We start from the raw sequence: 23,754 nt of genomic DNA, 5'->3' as shown, positions 1-23,754 counted from the left end.
TTAGATAAAGTCGGTAAGAGAATACCAGAACCCTGCCCCGCTTTACCAATGCTTTAACAAATGATTAGTTCGTATTAACGCGAGTATTAAATCAAACGCCAACACTTATCTTACCAAGGGCAAGGTGAAATAATTCATGGGTACAACGCTTCTCTTCAGTCGTTGGACGGTTATCATTTTCGTAAATCCAATCACAAGATTTAAGGATAGTTTCACGCTCATGAATGCTCGTTTCTGACTGTGATTCAGAAGGTGTAGCCAATGCCGTAAGTTCAATAATTAAACGACAATTATTATAATTAAACGGGACCCGTTGAAAGGCTTTATAGGCATACTTAATAGCAAGATTTGCTGCATTTTCTTGCCTTTTTTCTTGTGCTTTATCGGTCAATTCCCTCCCTTCTTGCAAACGTTGTTGGACTTCACTTTTAGCACCTTCTAGCATCTTTATTTGGCTCAACATTAAGATATCATCATTAGTCTCTTTACATAGCCCCTGCGCTCGTCCGACCGATTTCTCATATAATTCGGGGATCCCACATAGTCCAAACAAACGCGCAATGTTTAACTCAGTATAAAAGTCTGCGGTTACTTGTTTATTTTCTTTTATTTTATGTATAACAATCAACGCATTCTTAATGTCACCATTAATATAGGCCAGGATGCCAAGCCCTACTAACAAATTGAACTCCGCAGCACTGTCATCTTCAGTATTTACACTATAGCCGTGGAGTTTATATTGCGCCTGACTGAGCAGCTCAGCGTGCTCTTTACTCGAATCTGTATATAAACTTGCCAGCAAGAGCGATACATAGGTATTCATTGCAACACCATAACTATAACGACTCGTACTCTCAACTTTGGTAATAAAGCGTTGAAAGCCTGCAGCGGCCTTACTGTGTTGTTGCAGTGCGGTATACAAATTAGCGAGTATTAACTCACGATGAGGATTGGCAGGGTTAATCTTATGCACCTTATTAAACTCTCGGATCGCATCCGGTAATTTATCCCTGACCATCATACAATTTGCAAGACTTTGTCGGGCGACTGGTTGGCGAGGATGCTTCGATAATATCTTATTGAAAATATCTTCCGCTTTATCTAGATCCCCTAATGATTGGTAAGTTTGCCCCAGTCCTATTTCAGACCAAACACTGTTAGTTTCTGCACACGATTTTCGGTAAAAGAACAATGCCTCATCATGGCGCTTTAATCGTAATAAACAATCACCATAAATACGGTTTATATACGTCACATACTCAGGATGACTATGACGGAACTGCTCGCATAAGCTTAAAACTGGCTGATAGTCTTGATTTTCCATCCCTGATAATAAGGGTGCTATGATCGCTTTACGCGCTAACACAAGTTCAATGCGATGAATAAAATCTTTTGCACAGAAAGGCTTAAGTAAATAATCATCCGGTTCTAATTCAATAAAGTGCGTAACAACAGAAAGGGTGCAGTCCCCTGTCACGCAAATAAAGACAGTTTCAGATGCAATTAATTTACGCTGCTTGGCTTCATCAAAAATAAGCGCGCCATCAATATGATGATTCATATTATAATCGCAAATAACCACATCATAACGATGCTGAGACAATAAACGAATGGCTTTTAAACTGTCCGTTGTGCTATCAATGAGTTCATTTGCAATTCCAGCACCGTTTAAAATCCATCGCATTAGAGAGATCGTGACGACTGAGTCATCAATAACTAAAAATCGTTTTTTATTAATCACACTACACTCCAAATCCATCTGAAACATATCCCTTTATAAATATAGGACAAGCAAACCTGTCCGCCCGTATTTACCTTGTAAATAAAGTGGTTAAAGTGTTTTAAACATAATTTTACCGCTAACACCTAATAAAACATCAGTCATATGTGATATTGAGGTGAAATAGTGCCATTAAAGAATCGACATCGATAATGGGTCAGCTCTATTAATCATCAAATATAAAAAAGCCAGCTTGCGCTGGCGTGATACTCATTCCTGTTCTAACAGAACATGACTAAACTAATTTATGTTATTTATAACTCATATTAGCAATCACTCGGCGATTCTCTAAACGCCCTTCTTTTGTGCTATTGCTGGCAATGGGGTTTTCTTGCCCATAACCTGTAGCAGAAACACGTGAATCTTCAACACCATATTCATTCACGATAGTATCGCGAACCGCATCAGCCCGGCGTTGTGATAGTTTCTTATTGTAATCAGCATTACCACTACTATCCGAATGTCCTTCAATTTCAACATTTGCATTAGGGAACTGCGTCATTAAATCAGCAACGGCTTTAATCTCATCTTTCGCACTTTCTGGAATTTCAGCCGAGTTATTAGCAAAGTGTACTTCTAACTTGATCGATTCAGGTTGCGCTATTGCAGCAACAACAATCGCACAGCCATTAGCATCTAAATTATCCAACGACGGACTATCCGGACATTGATCAAGGTAATCGGGAATACCGTCGCCATCACGATCGAATGCACAACCCGAAGTATCAACATAAACACCACTAGGCGTGCTAAGACATTGATCATTTTCATCAAGGACGGCGTCACCATCACCATCAAGTAATACGACTGGCGCGGCCTTACTCTTACCACCAAATGCATAACTGATGCCCGCTGTAACTAATGAGTCCCAGCGCTCGTCATCTAAACTATTGATCACTTTAGCCTGTAAGCGTGCCGACCACTTTTCATTAAAATGATAGCGACTACCAAGACCGAGATTAAGTTGGGTTTCTTTAGTATCGTTAGAGCCATCATCAAACGTACCATGGCCAATACCGGCATTCAAAAACGGCTGCCAATTACCCATTTCAGGAGTGTAGTACAACCCATCAAGGGTATATTGCGCGTTATCGACATCACCAGACGCACCATCAATGTCTGAATTGCCATAAAGATAGCTGACTTCTGCACCAAATTTAGGGCTAATGACATATTCACCACCAATAACCAGCGCAGCACCATCTTCAACACCCAGTTTAGAACCAAACATATGATAACCAACCGCTGGGTTTAAATAGATTTTACCTGCGGTTTCAGCGAGTACGGGCTGTAAAGATACAACCATACCGCACATGATTAAACTTAGCTTTCCGCTTAGCTTTATACTTAAATTGTTCATCAACTATCTCCTTGTTTTTTAACAAGGCTAGTTGACGAATATGAAAAATGCTTGATTTAATAAATGCGTATTACAAATGTGATTATGCCAATCACAAAATCCAATAGAATGAGATAAGTATATGATCAATAAAATGAAATACCCCGTTAACACAAATAGGCCATAACTAACGGAAAAATACCTTATATAAAATTAGCGTATAAACTCTACTCCCAAATGCATATTTAAGCATTTATGTGATTAAATCCCCATCTATATCAAATAAATATATGTATACTTCATTACAATAAAAGTTATTTACTCTGGAAGATGGCACTTTAATGATTAGAAAATACTGCAAATTCTCAATAAACAACCCAAAACTCCACAAATTACATATTTCTGTGTTGTTGCTTATTGTTTTTTATTCAACCTATGAACTGTTAGAAAATCATGAGCTTATCTTTGCTTTCGGTTTTATTATTGTCATTCCATCATTCGTTTTATTGGCTAAATCAGCTGAATACGCAAGAAAGTACTTTCCTTCAAGTCGCTAACGAAAATGACCAAACGTAACTCGTACATAACCGATTTACGATTAACAGGCCTAATCCATGGTCGCTGTCATTGCCACCTTGTAAGCCACAAGCTGTATCCACGACACTAATCGTATCTGTGGAAATTAAAACCTGAATATAACCTTGAGTAATAAAGCGTGCTGCGTTGTTGATTAAACTTTCAGTGTCATCGACGATTGCCATTTAGCATAATCACCAAATTTAAAAAACAAAAAAGGCTACAAAATGTAGCCTTTATGATCATGAAAACTAAAATATAACTTAGTTTGCTAGTATCGTTTTACGTTTAGTATGCACGAAGATCAAGGCGATTAGCCCCATGACACCAACCGCCACACCCGCTGGCTGACTCATTTCTTGCGGTAAGCCAAGACCAATACCGGCCGTCATAATGTAAGATACGGTAATACTGGTACCGATAACCGCAGGTAAACTCACGATCCAATGGAACGCACCGCGATCAAATAAGTACTTAGTCGCTAACCATAATACGCTGGTAGAAAGCAGCATGTTTGAGAATGCGAAATAGCGCCAAATCAATGAGAAATCAATTTTAGTCATGAAATAAGCAATCACTAAGATTGGGATTGCCACCAATAAACGGTTACGCATACTTTGTGGTATTTTAAAGGCATCAATAATGGTTAAACGCAGCGAACGAAAGGCTGTGTCGCCAGATGTAATTGGGAAAATAGCCACGGCGATAATTGCCATAATGCCACCAGCAGCGCCAAGGTAAGTGGTCGCAACTTGGTTAACCACTAAACCTGGACCACCCGCATCAAGAATCGCTTTTAGCTCAACATATCCACCAGGGAATGCCGCAATACCGGCTAACGCCCATACACAAGCCACAATACCTTCACACATCATCGCGCCATAATAAACAGGGCGAACATATTTTTCATTAGTTAAACAACGCGCCATGATCGGGGCTTGCGTTGAATGAAAACCACTAATGGCACCACAAGTAATCGTCACAAACAGTAACGGCCAAACCGGTAATCCATCTGGGTTGGGCTCTAACAAATCGTTGTTGTAATGACTGTGATCAAAATAAGCAAATATATCACCCATTTCAGGTAACTGCGGTGCTGAAAATATTAACGCCACAGCCATAGACACTGTCATCACAATCATTAACAAACCAAATATTGGGTACAATTTAGTAATAATTTTATCAATCGGTAACATAGTTGCTAAGAAGTAATAGCCTAAGATCACTAATACCCAAAACACATTATTCGCCAAAAAGGTGCCTTCGAAATATTCTAAATTACTTAGCAAACCTGCAGGGCTCATAATAAAAACCACACCAACAAAGAATAACAACATGGCAGTAAATACCAGCATCACCCCTTTGAAGTAGATATTAAAATAATGCCCAGCGATCTCAGGTAAACTTTTACCGTCTTCTTTAATACTCAGTACACCAGAATAATAATCATGTACGGCACCACCAATAATATTACCTAATACGATCCACACTAATGCTATCGGACCATATAAAGCACCTAAGATAGGTCCAAAAATGGGGCCTACGCCAGCAATATTAAGAAATTGAATTAGGAAGGCTTTAACTGGGTGAACGGGAACATAATCCACACCATCTGCAAAGCGTGTTTGCGGAGTTTTAGCAAGTGGGTCGATACCCGCTTGACGTTCTACAAACGGACTGTAGAACCTGTAAGCGAGCAGCAGTAGTGCAATACAAATGAAGAATATCAGCATTTTAAATAGTCATCCATGTTATGAAATTAATAGGTTTTGTTATTAACGTCATCAACTTACACCTACCCACTAAGTAATCAACCCTTAATGGGTAGGGCCGTGCACTGCGCCATGTTTTTATATTTTTTGACCATTTTAGGTCTAGCCCACAATATTATTATGACATTCTCAACTACACTCAGACAAAGCTGTGCACTTACCTCACTCTATAAGTAAGTTAAAAACAGGACAACCTATGCTAATCCCTACAACTTTTAAAAAATCCACCATTGCATCCATTGCTATCACCACACTTGCGTTCAGCCCAATAGCTAACTCAGCAGGCAGCGGCGGTATTGTTAGTGAAGACACTTCCTCAATGTTCTCTGCGGGTAAAAAAGCAACCTACTCCCCCTATGCACAACGTAACTTTCCGGATAGACCGCTGTGGGGCGACACCCATTTACATACCGCAATTTCATTTGACGCTGGCACGTTTGGCGCCTCGCTACTGCCAGCTGATGCTTATCTCTTTGCCAAAGGTAAAGAAGTGATCTCATCAACCGGTCAGCCGGTCAGATTATCGCGACCGTTGGATTTTTTAGTGGTTGCCGATCACTCCGACAACATGGGTCTGTACCCTGAATTACAGTCTGGAGCGCCCTTTGTAATGGCAAGCGAAAAAGGCCGTGAATGGAATGCCATGATTAAAGCTGGCGGTCAGGAAGGGGTTAAAGCAGCAGCAGATATTATTGGCCTTTTTTCTCAGGGTAAATTCCCGGCAGAACTAATGTCATTACCAGGTACCAGCCTCTATCGTAACACCTGGGATGGTATTATAGATGCAGCCGAGGATGCTAACGACCCCGGTCACTTTACGGCTTTCATCGGTTACGAATGGACCTCGCTGGATAAAGGTAATAACTTGCACCGCGTAATTATGTATCGAGATAATGCCGATCGCGCCAAACTGTTAGAGCCGTTTACCGCTACCCCACCCCTTGGCAGTAATAACCCGGTTGACCTATGGCATTGGATGGATCGTTACGAAGAAAAAACTGCGGGTCAAGTATTAGCCATTGCCCATAATGGTAATCTGAGTAACGGTATTATGTTCCCAGAAACCACCACATTTAAAGGCATTGAACTCGACAAAGAATACGTTGAAACCCGAGCCAAACGAGAACGATTATATGAAGTAACCCAAATTAAAGGCGACGGTGAAACCCACCCCTACCTGTCAACCAATGATGAGTTCGCCGACTATGAAACTTGGGATATTGGTAATCTCGATATCAGTGCATTGAAAAAGAAAGCAATGTTAAAAGGCGAATATGCGCGTTCGGCATTGAAAACCGGATTACAACTAGAGGACAAATTCGGCACTAACCCTTACAAATTTGGTTTGATCGGATCCACCGACAGCCATACTGGTTTAGCCACCGCTCAGGAAGATAACTTTTTCGGTAAACACTCCGGTGGCGAACCGAGCAAAGACCGCTACTTACACCCTATGGCCAAAGTAGCTAAAGGTGAATACAAGGGTTATGCGCCTGCAGCATCAGGCTGGGCGGCGGTATGGGCTAATGAAAATACCCGCGCCTCTATCTTCGACGCCATGCAACGCAAAGAAACCTATGCGACCACCGGCAGTCGCATGGTGGTGCGCTTCTTTGGTGGTTGGGACTTTGATATAAAAGATGCTAGCGACCGCCAACCTGCCAGAGTGGGTTATGCCAAAGGGGTGCCGATGGGCGCTAATCTGACCTCGCAACCGAAAGGTAAAAAAGCACCGACGTTTCTGGTCGCGGCATTAAAAGATCCTCTCAGCGGTAATCTTGATCGAATTCAAATTATCAAGGGCTGGCTGGATAACAAAGGCGGGCTGCACGAACAAGTTTATAATGTAGTTTGGTCTGATGATCGCAAAGCGGATACGAAAGGTAAACTGCCAGCGGTTGGTAACACGGTCGATATCGCCAGTGCAACCTGGACTAATTCAATCGGCGAACCGGAACTCATCACTGTTTGGCAAGATCCCAATTTTGATGCCAAACAAAGTGCATTTTACTATGCTCGGGTTATCGAGATCCCCACCCCTCGCTGGACCGCTTACGAGGCTGAGTTTTATAACCTAAAAATGCCAGCGGAAGTGCCGATGATCACCACAGAACGCGCTTATACCTCACCGATCTGGTTTACGCCGGTTAATTAAATAGGACGGTAAACAGCATAATGAAGCAAGTATTTAAAGAACCCTTGTTAGCATTTCTATTGATTGGAGCTGCGATATTCGCGCTATTTCAGCTGGTAGCTGATGATCCGTTAACCGCAGATGCAGAGATAGTCGTCACCGCAGGTCATATCCAAGTACTAACAATGGGTTTTGAAAAGCGTTGGCAACGTCCGCCAAATGATAGTGAGCGGCAGGGCTTGATCCAACACTATGTGCGCGAAGAAGTGCTTTATCGAGAAGCATTAGCACTCGGGTTAGATCGTGACGATCCAATGATTAAACGGCGTTTGGTGCAGAAGTTGCAGTTCTTATCCGAAGATATAGCCACAGCGGACAAACCCGAGGAGCAGCAACTACTCACCTATCTGGCTGCGCATCAAGAAAACTATCGCCAGCCATCACGCTTTAGCTTTCGCCAGGTTTATATTAACGCCAGCAACCAAGGTGAAAATGCACAAAGTGAAGTGCTTAAACTATTAACCATACTCAACAGCAACGATAGCAATGCCGATACTTTGGGCGATCCGTTAATGCTCAGTCATCGATTTGAGCGCATGCCAGCAACCGAGGTTGAACGCGCATTAGGCCATCCATTTTTGCAATCTCTACGCGAGATGCCGATCGGCAATTGGCAAGGACCAATAACATCAGGTTTTGGTTGGCACTTGGTACGTATCGACGAGCGTATTGATGGAAAACCTCTCAGTCTTAATGCCGTACGTAAACAGGTCGTTCGCGACTGGACATCGCAACAACGTCAACTGGCTAACAAGGTTGTTTATGAGCGTCTACGTAAAAACTATAAGGTAACAGTACCCGATTATGTAAGCACTGATAGTGATGTAAAGAGTGATAGCCAGAGTTCGATACAACTTTATATGAGTAAGCTATCGTTATGAAAAAATACCTTTGCAGTATCATGTTATTACTGCTTTCTATCGTAACTGTCTATGCCGATGAATACCGCCCCGCTTATCTTGAACTGCAACAACGCAATAGCGAAGATTACGTCGTACTATGGAAAGTGCCTACCCGCGGTTTGGATAAAAAATCGCCGCTGCAGCTAATTTTTGCCAATGACATAAAAAGACTCAAGCCGATCCGTCGCACTATTGTTGCTGGCGCATTCATTGAACGCTCGATTATTAGTCGCCGTGGCGGACTGGCCGGAACAGCCATTACCATCGCCGGATTAACAACCATATCCAGCGAAGTACTCGTACGCATCCACCGACTTGATAGTTCCACTGACGTAGTACGGTTAACGCCCTCCGCCCCGACATTTGTAGTAACCAGTACGCCAGACGGCTGGGACGTAGCTAAAACCTATTTAGTTTTCGGTGCCGAGCATATCTGGCAAGGTATTGACCATCTATTACTTGTGGCTTGCCTTATTTTTATCGCTGGTTCATGGCGGCGAATATTACTCACCATTACAGGGTTTAGCATTGCCCACTCCATCACTCTGACACTGGCTGCACTGGCGTTAATACAGGTTCCCGTCCCACCCGTCGAGGCGGTTATTGCCCTTTCAATCGTATTCCTGGCTAGGGAGATAGTACAACCACGACGTGATACTTTAACTTGGCGTTATCCCATTTTGGTATCTGCTACGTTTGGCCTATTACACGGTTTTGGCTTTGCTGCGGCGCTGGGCGATATCGGCCTACCACAAACAGAAATCCCTGCGGCGCTGCTAGCATTCAATATCGGTGTTGAGGTTGGCCAAATAGCATTTGTGAGCGTAGTGATGTCGATAGTGTGGATTGCGGCCTCGTTGCTAAAAGCAATGCAGCACTTATTTTATTGGCAAAATCCGCAAGGCGCTATAACCCATTCAGTGGAAAGATTCACTTGGTTAGAGAAACCGATAGCTTACGCGGTTGGTGGCATCACGACATTCTGGATGATTGAACGGGTGATGATTTTTTGGGGTTAAAGATAATATCGATGATAACGCAGGCCTCTTCAGCAACAAAAAAACCAGCACTAGGCTGGTTTATTCGATAAGAATGATTCAGTAGTTTATAGTTTAGCTGGCAGCCAACGATAAAATACCGTCGATAGCGGTGGTAGTGTTAATCGCACTGAATCAGTTAATCCCTGACTCTGTACTTTCTCACTATCAGCACTGCTAACCAGTGGATAATTACTGCCCGCATAACATGCTGCATCAGTGTTTAATAACAGCTCATAGCGACCAGCATTCGGGATCCCTAGGCGGAAATTATCTCTTGGGATCGGCGTGAAGTTACTGATCACCAAGATACGTTCGCCATTATCACTAATACGTTCATGCGCGAGAACACTTTCAGATTTATTGTCTTGTAAGCGCCACTCAAAACCAGCAGGATCACAATCCAATTCATATAAGGCTGTTTGCGTCTGATACAAGTGATTTAAATCTGCCGTTAAACGTTGAACACCAGCATTATTTGGATTCGCCAATACACCCCAATCAAGTTGCGCATCATGGTTCCACTCTGCTAATTGACCTAATTCAGCGCCCATAAAGTTGAGCTTTTTACCTGGTTGGCCGTACATATAACCGGTATAAGCCCGTAAATTAGCAAATTTCTGCCATTCATCACCCGGCATTTTACCCAGTAATGAGCCTTTACCATACACCACTTCATCATGTGATAACGCCAATACATAGTTTTCACTAAACGCATAAACGAGCGGAAATGTGATGGTATCGTGATGGTATTGACGGTTAATCGGTTCTTCTTTCATATAGCTCAAGCTATCGTGCATCCAGCCCATATTCCATTTAAAACCAAAGCCTAATCCACCCAAGAACGTCGGTTTAGAGACACCCGGATAAGCTGTCGATTCTTCTGCAATCGTCATGGCATTAGGAAAGTGGGTATACACTTCTTCGTTCATCCACTTTAATACCTTGATGGTATCGTAGTTGTGATTGCCGCCATCGCAATTTGGGATCCACTCACCATCATTACGCGAATAATCTAGGTACAACATCGACGCCACGGCATCAACGCGGATCCCATCAACATGAAACTGCTCTAGCCAATACAAACTATTTGATACTAAAAATCGCTGTACATGGTCACGGCCACAATCATAAATATAACTGTGCCAATCTTGATGCCAACCACGTTTTGGATCTGGATCGTTAAATAACGGGGTGCCATCAAAATTAGCTAAACCATGGTCATCTTCAGGAAAATGCGCAGGTACCCAATCGATGATCACGCCAATACCAGCTTGGTGACACTGGTCGACAAAAAACTTAAAGTCATCAGGATTACCAAAACGACTGGTCGGGGCAAACATGCCGATGGGTTGATAACCCCAAGAACCATAAAATGGATGTTCTGAGATTGGCATCAATTCCACATGGGTATAATGCATTTTCTGCAAGTACGGGATCAGTTTTCCAGCCAACTCTCTGTATGTTAAGAACTCACCATCATCATTGCGCAACCACGAACCCACATGCAATTCATAAAATGATAATGCTTGTTTGTGCTTTTCGGTAATTTCACGCTGCTGCCAGGCGTCATCTTGCCATTGATAACTATCTTGTTGATATACTAATGAGGAAAACGAAGGGTACTGCTCGGCATGTGCTCCCCATGGATCGGCTTTATGGGGTAAGCTCTTACCAGCATGGTCAACGATAGCAAATTTATAACGCTCGCCAACCTGTAAGTCCGCAATAAATACGCCCCACAATCCCGCATCTAATTTGCGCAACGCATGATCATTGGTATTCCAGTCATTAAAATCACCCACGACACTGACTTTGCTGGCATGTGGTGCAAATACTAAAAAGCGTACACCGGATACACGTAGGCCGTTATGCATAAAGCTAACACACTGCGCGCCCATCTCTTTGTGCATGAACTTTGGGGTATGTAATGTTTCCATACTCGGCATCAAGCCTGAATATGCTTCAAGGTTGTGGATCACAGCTGCTTTTGAAGTTGCCTGCATTGAAATATCCTTCTTCTCATTAAAGCAAAACAAGGAGGCTGGCAAACCAGACTCCTTGTTTAGTTAAAACTAATATGATGTTTAATTTATCACAAATTAAACCAGTTCATCTGTACATTCGCTGGCTTTAGCACGTGCAGCTGTCAATTCTGACGCTAGATAATTTACATTCGGGCAGCTAAACATGTCATCCAATGTGGTAGATAGTTTACGACGCCAGTTCGGGTATTCATCCACCGTACCAGGGACGTTAACAGGCTTATCCATCGCTAACCAGTCTTCAAGCTGTAAGCTCAACAAACTGCTTGAACCGGCGGCTAAATGTAATTGCAGACTGTTACTCAACGCTTGATCCATCGGCACATAATCGGCATTGCGACCAACAGACTCTGCCAATTTACCATGCCAAGAGACACTGTTCAGTATTTCTTGTTTCGACTTGCTACGATCATCAAACAGGCCATTAAGCTGTGATTGATCTGGATATAATCCGATGGTTTGACCTAATTTAAGATCTTCACAATGCCAGAAACCACGTAATGTGGGCATATCGTGCGTACACAAAGTTGCCATTGACTGCGGTTGGTAATGCGCAGGTGAAAAATAGCCACCATCTTCCGCAGTTTCAAAAAAGAATACTTTGTAAGAATGAATACCAGCTTCACTTAACAAGCTAACAATCTCGTCAGGCACAGTTCCCAGATCTTCACCAATCACAGCGCACTGATGACGTTGGCTTTCTAGCGCCAAAATAGCCAGCATATCTTGCACTGGATAATACATGTAAGCGCCAGACGTGGCTTTTTCACCTTTAGGTATCCACCATAGACGTAATAGACCTAATACGTGGTCGATACGCAGCGCACCACAATGCTGCATGTTGGCACGTAACAATTGAATAAAGGCATCGTAAGCAGTCGCTTTTAACTGCGCAGGGTTAAGCGGCGGTAAGCCCCAGTTCTGCCCTAAAGGCCCTAATACATCCGGCGGCGCGCCAATGCTAACGTCTTGACATAAGGTACCGTCATCAGCCCACACTTCAGCGCCACTATCAGCTACACCCACCGCTAGATCGCGGTAGAGTCCCATGTGCATGCCCTGCTCTAACGCAAACTTTTGTACATCGCCGATTTGCTCATTCGCAATCCACTGTAAGTACATATATTGCTGAATGGCAGGCTGGTTTTGTTTAATAAATGTTTGTACTGCATCACTGTTAATATCACGTAGCTCAGCAGGAAATACTTGCCAGCCCCACACGCTATCGTCTTTATCATGCAGTTGTTGATGCAATGCATCGAAGCTTGCTTGATGCAATAAGCTATCACCGCCTTTGACTACAAACGCAGTGAACGCTTGCGCACGAGCGCTATTTGTCGCTAAGTGACGCTGTTGAAACTCCGTAAATAGCAGCGGTAACACACTCATTTTTAAGCGTGATACTTCGCTGTAATCGACCCACTCCGTTGCACGTACCGCATGTAAATCTTGTTGAAATTCATTGCTACCAACACGCTGTTGCGCAGCAGAGCATAAAGCAAACTCAGGTACTGCAGATACATCGATGTATAACAAGTTTAACCAGCGACGTGACGATGGGCTGTACGGGCTCGCGCCTTCAGGGTTAGCTGGGAATAAAGAATGAATTGGGTTTAAGCCAACAAAGTCACCACCACGGGCAGCAATATCAGCCACCAGCTGTTTCAAATCGCCAAAATCACCGATACCCCAGTTATGGTCGGTTTTCAGGGTATACAGCTGAATGCTTGGTCCCCAAGACTTATTGCCCTGTTCAATCGCAGGTTGCTTGTAACACGCTTTAGGCGCAACAATAAGCGTCATTTCATACGGCGATTTACGACGACGGCGTAATACCTGTAATTGGTGATAACCCAAAGCCAAATCACCCGGTAAAGAAAAGGTCAGCACCCCGCCTTTATCACGGGCATCGCTAACGATTTGTGATTGTAAGTAACCTTCAATCACTTCACCTTGTTCTGTGGTTAGCTGCCAACTAAAATCACTGATTCGAGCACTGCTGCCCAAATTCAACTCTATGTGGATAGATTCGCCTGCTTTAACGACTTTTACCGCCGCTAAAATCGGTGTTTGATGTTTTTTATCGGCAGAGGCCAACAGCGTTTGTTCAGATTGTGTGTCATAACCGAGCGCCGCTAATAAGCTGGTTAACGTATCATCAGAAACTAATTCATTGTTGCCCCAAGCGTTGGTATAGCTATCTGCGATACCCGCTTGTTCAGCAACCTGTTTCAGCACATTACTTTGTTCCATTCTATCCTCCATGAATACTTAACGGCTAACCGCGTTTAGTTGCCAGATGTTGTTAGCATAATCACGAATACTGCGATCAGAGCTGAACTTACCATTACGTGCTGTGTTTAAAATTGCCATTTTTGCCCAGTCTTGCTGGTTACAATATTGCTTATCAATGCGTGCTTGCGCTTGCACATAATCAGCAAAGTCAGCTAATACAAGGTACGGGTCACCGCCTTCTAATAGGCTATGGTGTGTGGCATTCAATAAGCCAGGTTGACCCGGCGTAAATTCATCACCTTGTAATAAATCTAACGATGCACGCAGTAATCGGTCTGAATTATAATAGTCATTGGCGTTATAACCTTGCGCCTGCAATGCTTGCACTTCATCAACATTAAGACCAAAAATAAAGATGTTGTCGTCACCGACTTCTTCACGGATCTCTACGTTAGCACCATCCATCGTGCCAATCGTCAACGCACCATTAAGCGCCATCTTCATATTACCTGTACCAGAGGCTTCTTTACCCGCTGTTGAGATCTGTTCTGACACATCAGCAGCTGGGATAATGATCTCGGCAAGGCTAACACGATAATCCGGCATAAATACTACTTTTAAGGTATCACCTATTCGCGGATCGTTGTTAATCTTTTCTGCCACCTTGTTAATTGCAAAGATAATTTCTTTAGCTAGCTCATATCCTGGCGCTGCTTTTGAAGCAAAAATAAACACTCGCGGCTGCATGCTGAAATCAGCATCGTTAATTAAACGGTGATACAGCGACAAAATATGCAATAAATTAAGGTGCTGGCGCTTATATTCATGCAGACGTTTAATCTGCACATCAAAAATAGCATCAGGATTTAAGGTGATATCCATATGCTCAGCAACCCAATCCGCTAAGCGCTGTTTGTTGGCTTTTTTCACTTGCATAAAATCAATTTGGAATTGACTATCATCGGCAAATTTTTCTAATTTTGTTAACTGGTCGAGATCTTTTATCCAGCCATTACCAATTTTACTGCTAATTAAATCTGACAATAATGGATTGCAGAACTTCAACCAACGACGTGGCGTAACACCATTCGTGACATTATGTAATCGACCAGGGAAGAGTTCATTAAACTCAGGGAATAAATCACGCTTAACTAACTCTGAGTGCATCGCTGCAACACCGTTTACGGCATAGGTACTCGCAACACATAAGTTCGCCATACGTACGCGGCGGTCGCTGCCTTCTTGGATAATAGACAGCTTGCGTAATTTATCTAAATCGTTTGGCCATTTGTCTGCAACTGCGCCCATTAGACACAAGTTAATATCAAAGATGATCTCCATGTGACGTGGTAATAACGTCATCATCAAGTTTTCTCCCCAAGTCTCTAGTGCTTCAGGTAACAAGGTATGGTTGGTATAAGCAAACGTTTTTGAGCTAATCGCCCACGCGTCATCCCAACTTAACTTATGTTCATCGAGCAATATTCGCAATAGCTCAGGGATAGCAATTGTCGGATGGGTATCATTTAGTTGAATAGACTCTAACTTAGCTAAGTCAGTGATGGCATGACCCGCTGCTTTATGGCGACGTAAAATATCCGCAACCGAACAAGCGCAATGGAAATACTGCTGCATTAGGCGCAGCTCTTTACCTTTGTCATGGTTATCATTCGGATATAATACCTTGGTTAGGTTACCGGCTTGAATATTGCCCGCTTGCGCTGCAACATAATTACCTTCGTCAAAACGGTCAAGGTTAAACGGGGCAGGCGCACGACATTCCCATAAACGCAGTGGATATACCGAATTATTGTTATAACCAACGATCGGTAAGTCCCACGCCATACCTTCTACTTGTAAACCGGGTACCCAACGGCGGTGGTTAATTAAATCACTATCAGTGTATTCTTCAACATGACCATAAAAACCGACTTTTTGAGCTAATTCAGGACGAATAACTTCCCAAGGGTAACCCGTTTCATCACGCCATACATCCGGCGCTTCTTGTTGACGTCCGTCATCAAAGCTTTGCTTAAACAAACCATATTCATAATGTAAACCATAACCCACCGCAGGGTATTCTTCCGCTGCTAATGAGTCCATGAAACAAGCAGCCAGACGACCTAAACCGCCGTTACCTAATGCAGGATCACGTTCTTCTTCTAATAAGTCAGTCAGGCTTTGCCCGAATTCAGCCATCGCTGCAGTTACTTGTTCATACAAGCTCATGCTGATCAGGTTATTACCAGTCAAGCGGCCAATCAAAAATTCTAAAGAGAGGTAATTAACGCTACGGGCATTTTTAATTTTCGGATCTTGCTCAGTAGCCAACAAGTTCATTGTGGTTGTTTCTGCTAGTGCATATTCCATTGCTAAGCGCCACGTGTGGGCATCTGCTTGCGCTGGTACAGTGACTAATTTTGTCGTTAGGTATCGATTAACGGCGGCTTGAAATGCTGTTTTATCAAAGCTTTTATTTACTGTCGATTTCATCTTACATCCTAATGCAATGCTGCAGGTTTAAAGTTTTTATTAAAGGTTAAATAGTTAAAATTAGATAAATGTTCAATGAAATGAATCTTGCCTTAATGTGTAAATGCCAACATCCTCCTAGGCCGATAAATTAAAGGAGGAGTCATTTAGGTGTAGTTTAGGACTAGTTTTCGATTAGCCTAGGCGTAGATAACCCGAGCTCTAGGCTAGCGACGAGACAACGTGATTACGCTCGCAGTTTATGGGGGAGAATGAGTGGATTACAGTGATTCAAGTCGCGTTATTATTTTGGTTACATCTCTGGCGATTGCCTAATTAGCAAATAATTAAGCAAGCGCCAGAGATTAAAAGTGCATTATTTAAGGTATGAACTTAAGGTCTTAATTTAAAGTATGAATAAAATGGTTATGAAACAGCCGACATAATGACCGCGCGACTACTTAGTCCTGCATCCAGCTTTACCGTTAAGCTGGCGATTGGCCGCGGATGTAACGCCTCACCAGTCCAGAGGTCTCGCCACATCACCGGGGCACTAGCCTGCAGGGTGTGCTCAACCGCCTCACTATCGGCGTAATTAAACAAGCAGTGCAATTCATACTGATGCGCTAATTTTAAAATACAGTGGCGATTGGATAACGATTGGAACTGTGCCGACTCTTGACTTAAGCGCTGACGAGTAAGTAGCTTACTCCATGTTTTCCGAGCAAATTCCGTTAATAGCGGTAAAGGATCGCCGGATAAGGTTAAGCCACCAGCGGCCAAAATCACATTGCGATGAAATTCATAGTTCGCTTGCTCGGTACTTTGGTCAACTAACGAGGTTAAGGTGATGCAATCAGGATCGATTTGCCATAATTGGCGATGTTGCCAACTGCGATTAAATGTTTCTTTCGCTATTTGCTCAAAACGCTCAGGTCGACGTTCAACATCATCAGAAACCCGCATCGCATCGACTAACCCCAGTGACGGCCACATCGGCGCATTACAACCAAGCACTAACGCCTCACCCGCGCCGTCAATAATCGCCTGCATGCCTAAACGATACGCTTCAACTCCCGTAATGCCTTTTTGCAATCGCTGTCCGCGTAAACTACCCCAATAATTTGCATCTAACTTAAATAGCTCAACGCCCCACTCGTGCTGCATAGTGCGGACAACGGCGGTTAAATGTGTTTGCACTGCAACATTGGAAGTATCAAGGATATACCAGGGTGTGCAGCGCCAGCCGCCATAAGTAATATCTTCGGCTTTTAACAAGTCACCATTAACATGACGAATAAACCAATCAGGATGCTGTTTAAATACTTCAGATTCAGCTTGAGCGATAAACGGCGCTAACCAAATAGCAGGTTTCTTTCCTGTTGCTTTAATCGATTGTAATAAGCTTTTAATGCCGTGAGGGAATTTATCTGATGGCGTTAACCAATCTCCCATAAAAGCCTGATAACCATCATCTAGCAGCACCCACTCCAACTCTGATTGGCCGTGGCACATCACCTCGACATTATCCAAAATATGTTGCTCTGTTACCTCAGCATAATAAGCATACCAAGAACACCAACCGATAGGCGCATCCATAGCGACTCCCAGACGACGTGGATGCTGCAATTGGATCTTAGCACTATAATCAGCATAAACATCGGCTAACACAGTGCCTTTAATGACAGTGATAGATTCCATCTGTTTACTGCGCCAATCTTGCGTCTGAGTATGTTCACCATCGATAAAGGCAACGATGTTAATACCTGCTTGCTGTGGCTGGATCTCAAAATAACCAGCAAAGCGATGACACGAGGTAAAACCAAATAAGGTAAACCCATCTGTTTGTTCAATGACTAAATAATTATAACAGCGCTTCGCTGCATGCTCAGGGTATAGACGATAACTGCCATTATTATCGGCGCAACGGCCAATCTCTTGCGGATTATTCAGCTGACCGCCAGTTTGCGCCAGCATCTGAAACCCATCTCCGAGGATTTTAGCATCCTGTTCCAGCTGCGTCGGAAACTGGAGAACGGCAAAGTGATCATCAATGATCAGATTATTAACCTCATTCAGTTGCAGCATGATTTGCTCATTCATGAGTGCATAACTGAGATCGCGTTGCAGTGGAATAGCGGCTTGAGAATTAGCAAATATCATTGAAGTCATGTTAATAACCTTATAAATATTGTTGAAATAATAATACGTTACTCCTAATCACCAGAATTAGGGGATTTTAATGTCTTTTTTGTGTCATATAAATGTAACAAAGTGAAACAAACAATAGGCTTATCACCGTTTTTCCTATCACATGTAGGTATTATCTACTCATTACTTAGTTATTATTTAATCGTTATTAATAAAAATGTAATAAACAGTTAAATAAAACAACTAAATCAAAAGTAGTAAGCCGCTACATCGCCTTCAGCTTCGGAAAATAAGAACAGCTTATGTGGATCAATTCAAAATTAAATCGCCCGACTCGCCTGCACAACTCGATCACCCGCACACGGGTTTTAGATCATCTCCAAGAAGCGGCATTTAATAAGTTAGTCTTATTTCGCTCTCCTGCAGGTTACGGTAAAACCACCATGGCTGCCCAGTGGTTAAAAGACCACAGTCAGGTCGGTTGGTTTAATATCGATGAAACCGATAACGATACCTTTCGCTTTGTGAATTATTTTATTCAAGCGATTAATAAAGTCACCGAACAATCTTGCCTCAATTCACAAGCATTGGCCGAGCGTCGCCAATACAGTTCTCTGCCAAATTTATTCAGTGAATTGTTTGCCGAACTAGCAAATTATCAAAGTGAGTTTTATCTGGTATTAGATGATTATCACTGCATTAATAATGATGAGATCCATGAAGGCTTACGCTTTTTCCTAAAATACATGCCCGCGAATTGCACACTAGTTGTGACCAGCCGTACCCTACCACCGCTGAACACCGCGAATTTACGTATTCGTGACTTACTCATTGAACTAGACAGTGAACTGTTAGCATTTGATGACCAAGAAATAGCGCAATTTTTTGAACAGCGTATTGGCTCTATCCTCGGCGATACCGAGATTAAAACATTACAGGAAAAAATAGAAGGCTGGCCATCGGCATTACAACTAATCGCCCTGCAAGTAAAACAAAAGCAGCACAGTGTCGCCGAATCGACAGAGTGGATATCACAAATTAAACAATCTCATTTATGGGACTATTTAGCCGAAGAAGTATTTGATTTATTAGACGAACCATTACAAGTATTTTTAATGCAGTGCTCAGTCTTTACCATTTTCAATACCAGCTTAATCACTGAGTTTTTTGATAATGAAGCAGCCAATAATTTACTCGAATCATTAGATAAACATGGGCTATTCCTGCATTCCCTTGAGGGTGAACAGAACTGGTATCGCTTCCATAATTTATTTGCTGATTTTTTAAAACACCAGCGCCATACCAGGCTAGCCCAAAGCAGTAAGCAGCTACATAAAGATGCAGCGCGTGCTTGGTTAAAACATGATAATCCTCAACAAGCCCTGTTTCATGCCCAACGCGCTAAAGACAGTTCGCTAACCGCAGAGATCTTATTAGCACACGGCTGGCACATGTTTAACCAAGGTGAATTAGAAAACTTAGAAGTGACTATCAGTAAGCTGCAACCAGATACCTTATACCAAAGCCCGCGCCTGCCGTTATTACGCGCTTGGTTAGCGCAAAGCCAGCACAGTTATGATCAAGTGGGTGATTTATTAGCGCAAGCCTTAATCGAATTAACACAACGTAATATCGAACTTACCTTAGCGCAACAAGGCGAGTTTAATGCCCTGCGCGCACAAGTCGCGATAAACCAGAACAACCCAGAATTAGCACTGCAACTGGCAGAGAATGCGCTGGAACAGTTAGACCCAAGTAATTACCGTAGCCGCATTGTCGCCACCTCGGTGATTGGTGAAGTTAACCATGTACTCGGTCACTTAGATCGCGCGTTATCTATGATGCAACAAGCAGAGCGCATGGCTCGTCAGTACCATGTTTATCCGCAAGCGTTATGGTCGCTGTTACAACAAAGCGAAATTTTAATTGCCCAAGGTCATATCCAATCGGCGTTTGAATTACTCGATAGCGCCGATCAACTGGCTGACAAACAGCACTTACAACAATTGCCTTTGTATGAATTTTTACAACGTATCCGCAGCCAAATTTACTGGCGCTGGAATCATTTAGACCTAGCAGAAGAATATGCACATAAAGGCTTAAATGTATTACCGAAATATTGCCAATCTAAATACCTACAATCGTATGCTATCTTAGCGCGCGTACATATATCTCGTGGTGAACTGGATAAAGCCGGTCGTTACATCGACTTGTGTGGTGAGCTTATCGACCAGTCTGATTACCATGCAGATTGGATCGCCAATGTTAACTTCTCTCAATTGTTGTACTGGCAAGCGAAAGGAATGACTAACGCTGTAGAAATATGGTTACAACAAAGCCAACCTGTTGCTGACAACGCCTGTAATCACTTTACCCAGAGTCACGGTCGTAATATCGCCCGTGCTTACTTGCTGACAGAGAATTACAGCCAAGCATTGCAAACGTTAGCGCATTTACAGCAGGCTGCTACGCAACATAAACTGGCCTTCGAACAACAAAAAAACGCCACGTTAGAAGCCGTAGTTTACAGTCAAGCAGGCAAGCAAGCTCAAGCGTTAGATAAATTACAAACCGCATTGACTATGGCTAATAGCACCAGCTCTATTTGTGACTTTTTGATTGATGCTAAAGTGATTGCAGAATTACTTAACAGCCTATTAAAACAAGGTAATATGGCGGAATTAGAACGCTATCGTGCTGAGAAATTACTCGCTGAAATGTCGATAAAACGTCACAACCGAGCAATTTTTTTTGATAAGGACTTTGTGCATAAGCTATTGAACAATCAAGATGTGCCTGAGTTGATCCGCACCAGTCCACTGACTCATCGAGAGTGGCAAGTACTTGGCTTGATTTACTCACGTTACAGCAATGAACAGATCTCGATAGAATTAGATGTCGCCTCAACGACCATCAAAACCCATATTCGCAATCTGTATCAAAAATTGAATATTGCTAACCGTAGGGAGGCAATTGAAACCGCTGAAAACTTATTGAAGATGATTGGTTATTAACGCTAATCAGTGAAAACTTAGATGCTAGCAGGCTATTTGAACACCGCCATCAGCTCGGGTTTAACCCGAGTACTGTTAACAAGCGCTCTTAACAAAGTACTGTTAGCATCTTTTCTATATTATCTAGGCTAATGCCGCCCATCTGTTCAGGGTCTGCTAACGCGTAGATATAACCTTCAATATCGCTGCATTCTAGTTCATCTCGACATTCTATAAAGTTAGCCCAAAGTTCTAAATCATCGGCGTCGATATCACCTGACATATACTTAGTTAATACGATCATCAGCGCGTGACTATCGACACTAATCACTTCAAAACTCGGATCCCAGCCAAATTTAGCCAATGCGCTAACCGCAGCATCGCGTTCTTCACCAAAGCTTATAATCTGTTGTAGTGCTTGTTGTCTATTCATTGTTTATTACAACCATTCTCTGTGCTTATGACGTGTTATGCGTGAGCTTGCTGAAGGGCGTTAATGTAAACAATCTAGCGGAATAAATAAAGTAACCATATATATAAGGTTACTTATATGTAATTTAATAGCCTCATTATTTAATTAGAGGACATAATTATGAAAAATATTATGAGAGATGTCGATAAGACGGAAGTTATAAATAGCTATCTTTGGCTGTAAAAAATGATAACGATTTTCTTGAAAATGCGTTTTAGCCTTTTGGAAATCGGTGCCAAAGCGTCTCTAAAGGGAATAAAGTAGATGCCCATACAGCTTTTGTATTCACTCGCGTAATGCATTGATATTCCGAAACGGACATCTTTGTTTGTTTCTGGTAGGTGATAAGTGCGAAACAGAACATCCCAGAAAGGAAATATAAAAGCGAAGTTCTTATCAATATGATCAGGGTGGCAGCTGTGGTGGATATGATGATGCGCAGGTGATGCAAACAACATCGACCACTGTCCCGGCCAGCGTAACCACACATGAGAGTGCCTCAAATTATAGCCCAAGATATTAAAGGCAAATATCAGCAGGGGAACCCCCAGAACCTGAGGTGCACTAGGCACGTAGCCAAACAGATTACTGGCTAACCCCATAAGCAGCCCATGAGCCGCACCGGTACCTATTGCATAGACAATATTGTCGATTGGATGTTCACGGTAATTGGACAAAGGATGCATAACCTCCAGGCTATGGTGCACTTTATGGAAGGCCCATAAGAACGGTATTTTATGCTGTAGATAATGGATACCATAGGACACTAAATCCACAAAGGCGACAAGAACAAACATATATATCACTGATATCACAACAGTTGTAATGTTTGAATCAAAATTCAGCGCATTTCCCCCAATCAGGTCTGCCCTACCAGTAATAACCTGAAAGGTCAGATTAAGCACTCCGGCCAGAAACGCACCGTAGATAATCAGGCGAAATATCTGGTGAAAAAAGAAATATCTAACATCGAGCCAAGCAGATGAATTGAGCCAAATATCCTTTGGGAGTAGAAAACGGATAAATGCCTTGAGAGATGATCTATGTGATGGATCTAGCCGGATACTTACATAAAAGACATAGAAGGCCAGAATGCTGGAACTGAGCATATACAGCCAGAAAATACGCTGATTAGGCATCAATGGGTATTCCAACACGAAGAGCAGCAGAGACCAGATAAACTCAAAAGAGGACTCTATAAATTGAGTAAAAGCATTCAACATGTGCAAAACTCCCTATTGCCTTATTATACAGACGTCTTTATAAGTACTTTCTTAAAATGCTGTAAAAATCAAATAAAAACATCTTAAGTTGCTTTTACAATCAATGTATTAATAGGTTAATGGTAGTCTGGATTTAAGTATTCCGTTCCGCAAAATTAAGACTTTTATTTATAGGGTTCTCTATAAGTCAATTTGATAAAGTATAGAAGCTTTATATTTCAACACCTTATATTTAACAAAAATAAAATTGAGACTGTTTGCTAATATAAACCACCGATGTTTAGAAAAACATAATTAGATTAGACTAGATTTCATTATACCTGTATGCAAAGCCACTTCAGTGTAAAACCTTGTTAGAGTGATTAAACTAGCCAATAGTAATTGCTTCCAGATTTTGCCAGAGAAAGCTCGCTGAAATACGTTAATAGCATGTCTCATTTCCAAATTCACTTCACAAACAACAAAGCCAGCGGACAACGCTTCTTTCAACAAAGAAACATCATCTACTGGCTTAAATTATACAAGTATCGTTACAAGCTAACTGTACCTGCCATACAGGTTCG

The 23,754-nt window shown here is 42.4% G+C and carries 14 protein-coding genes; 4 read left to right on the top strand and 10 right to left on the bottom strand.

Annotated features, from left to right (window positions below; translation table 11 throughout):
• Positions 1 to 91: 91 nt before the first annotated feature.
• From JFU56_RS14690 to JFU56_RS14675, 4 genes are all read right to left on the bottom strand, one after another.
• A complete protein-coding gene (locus tag JFU56_RS14690) occupies positions 92 to 1,741 on the bottom strand; it encodes a response regulator (protein WP_242065967.1) in 1,650 nt (549 codons plus the stop codon).
• 289 nt (positions 1,742 to 2,030) lie between these two features.
• A complete protein-coding gene (locus tag JFU56_RS14685; protein WP_198438038.1) occupies positions 2,031 to 3,140 on the bottom strand; it encodes an OmpA family protein in 1,110 nt (369 codons plus the stop codon).
• Between the two features lie 524 nt (positions 3,141 to 3,664).
• Positions 3,665 to 3,880 (bottom strand): hypothetical protein, encoded by a 216-nt coding sequence (locus tag JFU56_RS14680; RefSeq protein WP_198438037.1) that lies wholly within the window; start codon positions 3,878 to 3,880, stop codon positions 3,665 to 3,667.
• 78 nt (positions 3,881 to 3,958) lie between these two features.
• Positions 3,959 to 5,428: a carbon starvation protein A gene (locus tag JFU56_RS14675; RefSeq protein ID WP_198438036.1), complete on the bottom strand. Its 1,470-nt coding sequence runs from the start codon at positions 5,426 to 5,428 to the stop codon at positions 3,959 to 3,961.
• Between the two features lie 235 nt (positions 5,429 to 5,663).
• On the opposite strand from JFU56_RS14675, the gene JFU56_RS14670 reads away from it, so the two are divergent.
• Genes JFU56_RS14670 through JFU56_RS14660 form a run of 3 tightly spaced genes read left to right on the top strand, consistent with a single transcriptional unit; the run spans position 5,664 to position 9,582 of the window.
• Complete coding sequence (locus JFU56_RS14670) at positions 5,664 to 7,622, top strand: DUF3604 domain-containing protein (protein WP_198438035.1); 1,959 nt, start codon at positions 5,664 to 5,666, stop codon at positions 7,620 to 7,622.
• Between the two features lie 20 nt (positions 7,623 to 7,642).
• Positions 7,643 to 8,542, top strand: a complete 900-nt coding sequence (locus JFU56_RS14665) for a peptidyl-prolyl cis-trans isomerase (RefSeq protein WP_198438034.1) — start codon at positions 7,643 to 7,645, stop codon at positions 8,540 to 8,542.
• Positions 8,539 to 9,582: a HupE/UreJ family protein gene (locus JFU56_RS14660; protein WP_198438033.1), complete on the top strand. Its 1,044-nt coding sequence runs from the start codon at positions 8,539 to 8,541 to the stop codon at positions 9,580 to 9,582. Before JFU56_RS14665 ends, JFU56_RS14660 begins: the two co-directional genes overlap by 4 nt.
• 86 nt (positions 9,583 to 9,668) lie before the next feature.
• Here the strand turns inward: JFU56_RS14660 and glgB are convergent, their stop codons facing one another.
• The 4 genes from glgB to JFU56_RS14640 all read right to left on the bottom strand — a co-directional run bounded on the left by glgB (position 9,669) and on the right by JFU56_RS14640 (position 18,524).
• The gene (glgB, locus tag JFU56_RS14655; RefSeq protein ID WP_198438032.1) at positions 9,669 to 11,606 is read right to left on the bottom strand and encodes a 1,4-alpha-glucan branching protein GlgB; all 1,938 of its coding nucleotides are present in this window, start codon (positions 11,604 to 11,606) and stop codon (positions 9,669 to 9,671) included.
• Positions 11,607 to 11,702: 96 nt separating this feature from the next.
• Positions 11,703 to 13,898 carry a 4-alpha-glucanotransferase gene (gene malQ / locus JFU56_RS14650; RefSeq protein ID WP_198438031.1) on the bottom strand — a complete coding sequence of 732 codons (2,196 nt, stop codon included), beginning with the start codon at positions 13,896 to 13,898 and terminating at the stop codon, positions 11,703 to 11,705.
• An 18-nt stretch (positions 13,899 to 13,916) separates the two neighbouring features.
• The gene (locus JFU56_RS14645) at positions 13,917 to 16,373 is read right to left on the bottom strand and encodes a glycogen/starch/alpha-glucan phosphorylase (protein ID WP_198438030.1); all 2,457 of its coding nucleotides are present in this window, start codon (positions 16,371 to 16,373) and stop codon (positions 13,917 to 13,919) included.
• Positions 16,374 to 16,778: 405 nt separating this feature from the next.
• Positions 16,779 to 18,524, bottom strand: coding sequence for a glycoside hydrolase family 36 protein (locus JFU56_RS14640; RefSeq protein WP_198438029.1), 1,746 nt, complete (start codon positions 18,522 to 18,524; stop codon positions 16,779 to 16,781).
• A gap of 281 nt (positions 18,525 to 18,805) precedes the next feature.
• Here JFU56_RS14640 and malT point away from each other — a divergent pair, with 281 nt between their 5' ends.
• A complete protein-coding gene (gene malT, locus JFU56_RS14635) occupies positions 18,806 to 21,517 on the top strand; it encodes an HTH-type transcriptional regulator MalT (protein ID WP_198438028.1) in 2,712 nt (903 codons plus the stop codon).
• 88 nt (positions 21,518 to 21,605) lie between these two features.
• On the opposite strand, the gene JFU56_RS14630 is transcribed toward malT, so the two are convergent.
• Both JFU56_RS14630 and JFU56_RS14625 read right to left on the bottom strand, forming a co-directional pair.
• On the bottom strand, positions 21,606 to 21,929 hold the full coding sequence (locus JFU56_RS14630) for a hypothetical protein (RefSeq protein ID WP_198438027.1): 324 nt from the start codon (positions 21,927 to 21,929) through the stop codon (positions 21,606 to 21,608).
• Positions 21,930 to 22,135: 206 nt separating this feature from the next.
• Positions 22,136 to 23,191: a sterol desaturase family protein gene (locus JFU56_RS14625; protein WP_198438026.1), complete on the bottom strand. Its 1,056-nt coding sequence runs from the start codon at positions 23,189 to 23,191 to the stop codon at positions 22,136 to 22,138.
• Positions 23,192 to 23,754: the final 563 nt, after the last annotated feature.

The sequence above is a fragment of the Moritella sp. F3 genome (genome assembly GCF_015082335.1).
Classification (GTDB): domain Bacteria; phylum Pseudomonadota; class Gammaproteobacteria; order Enterobacterales; family Moritellaceae; genus Moritella.
This window is presented reverse-complemented; position numbering and strand designations above follow the sequence as displayed.

What these genes read in the sequence shown, in the direction of transcription:
- JFU56_RS14685 (WP_198438038.1), bottom strand. Translation starts at nt 3,140, where the DNA reads ATGAACAATTTAAGTATAAAGCTAAGCGGAAAGCTAAGTTTAATCATG.
- JFU56_RS14680 (WP_198438037.1), bottom strand. Translation starts at nt 3,880, where the DNA reads ATGGCAATCGTCGATGACACTGAAAGTTTAATCAACAACGCAGCACGC.
- JFU56_RS14675 (WP_198438036.1), bottom strand. Translation starts at nt 5,428, where the DNA reads ATGCTGATATTCTTCATTTGTATTGCACTACTGCTGCTCGCTTACAGG.
- JFU56_RS14670 (WP_198438035.1), top strand. Translation starts at nt 5,664, where the DNA reads ATGCTAATCCCTACAACTTTTAAAAAATCCACCATTGCATCCATTGCT.
- JFU56_RS14665 (WP_198438034.1), top strand. Translation starts at nt 7,643, where the DNA reads ATGAAGCAAGTATTTAAAGAACCCTTGTTAGCATTTCTATTGATTGGA.
- JFU56_RS14660 (WP_198438033.1), top strand. Translation starts at nt 8,539, where the DNA reads ATGAAAAAATACCTTTGCAGTATCATGTTATTACTGCTTTCTATCGTA.
- glgB (WP_198438032.1), bottom strand. Translation starts at nt 11,606, where the DNA reads ATGCAGGCAACTTCAAAAGCAGCTGTGATCCACAACCTTGAAGCATAT.
- malQ (WP_198438031.1), bottom strand. Translation starts at nt 13,898, where the DNA reads ATGGAACAAAGTAATGTGCTGAAACAGGTTGCTGAACAAGCGGGTATC.
- JFU56_RS14645 (WP_198438030.1), bottom strand. Translation starts at nt 16,373, where the DNA reads ATGAAATCGACAGTAAATAAAAGCTTTGATAAAACAGCATTTCAAGCC.
- JFU56_RS14640 (WP_198438029.1), bottom strand. Translation starts at nt 18,524, where the DNA reads ATGACTTCAATGATATTTGCTAATTCTCAAGCCGCTATTCCACTGCAA.
- malT (WP_198438028.1), top strand. Translation starts at nt 18,806, where the DNA reads ATGTGGATCAATTCAAAATTAAATCGCCCGACTCGCCTGCACAACTCG.
- JFU56_RS14630 (WP_198438027.1), bottom strand. Translation starts at nt 21,929, where the DNA reads ATGAATAGACAACAAGCACTACAACAGATTATAAGCTTTGGTGAAGAA.
- JFU56_RS14625 (WP_198438026.1), bottom strand. Translation starts at nt 23,191, where the DNA reads ATGTTGAATGCTTTTACTCAATTTATAGAGTCCTCTTTTGAGTTTATC.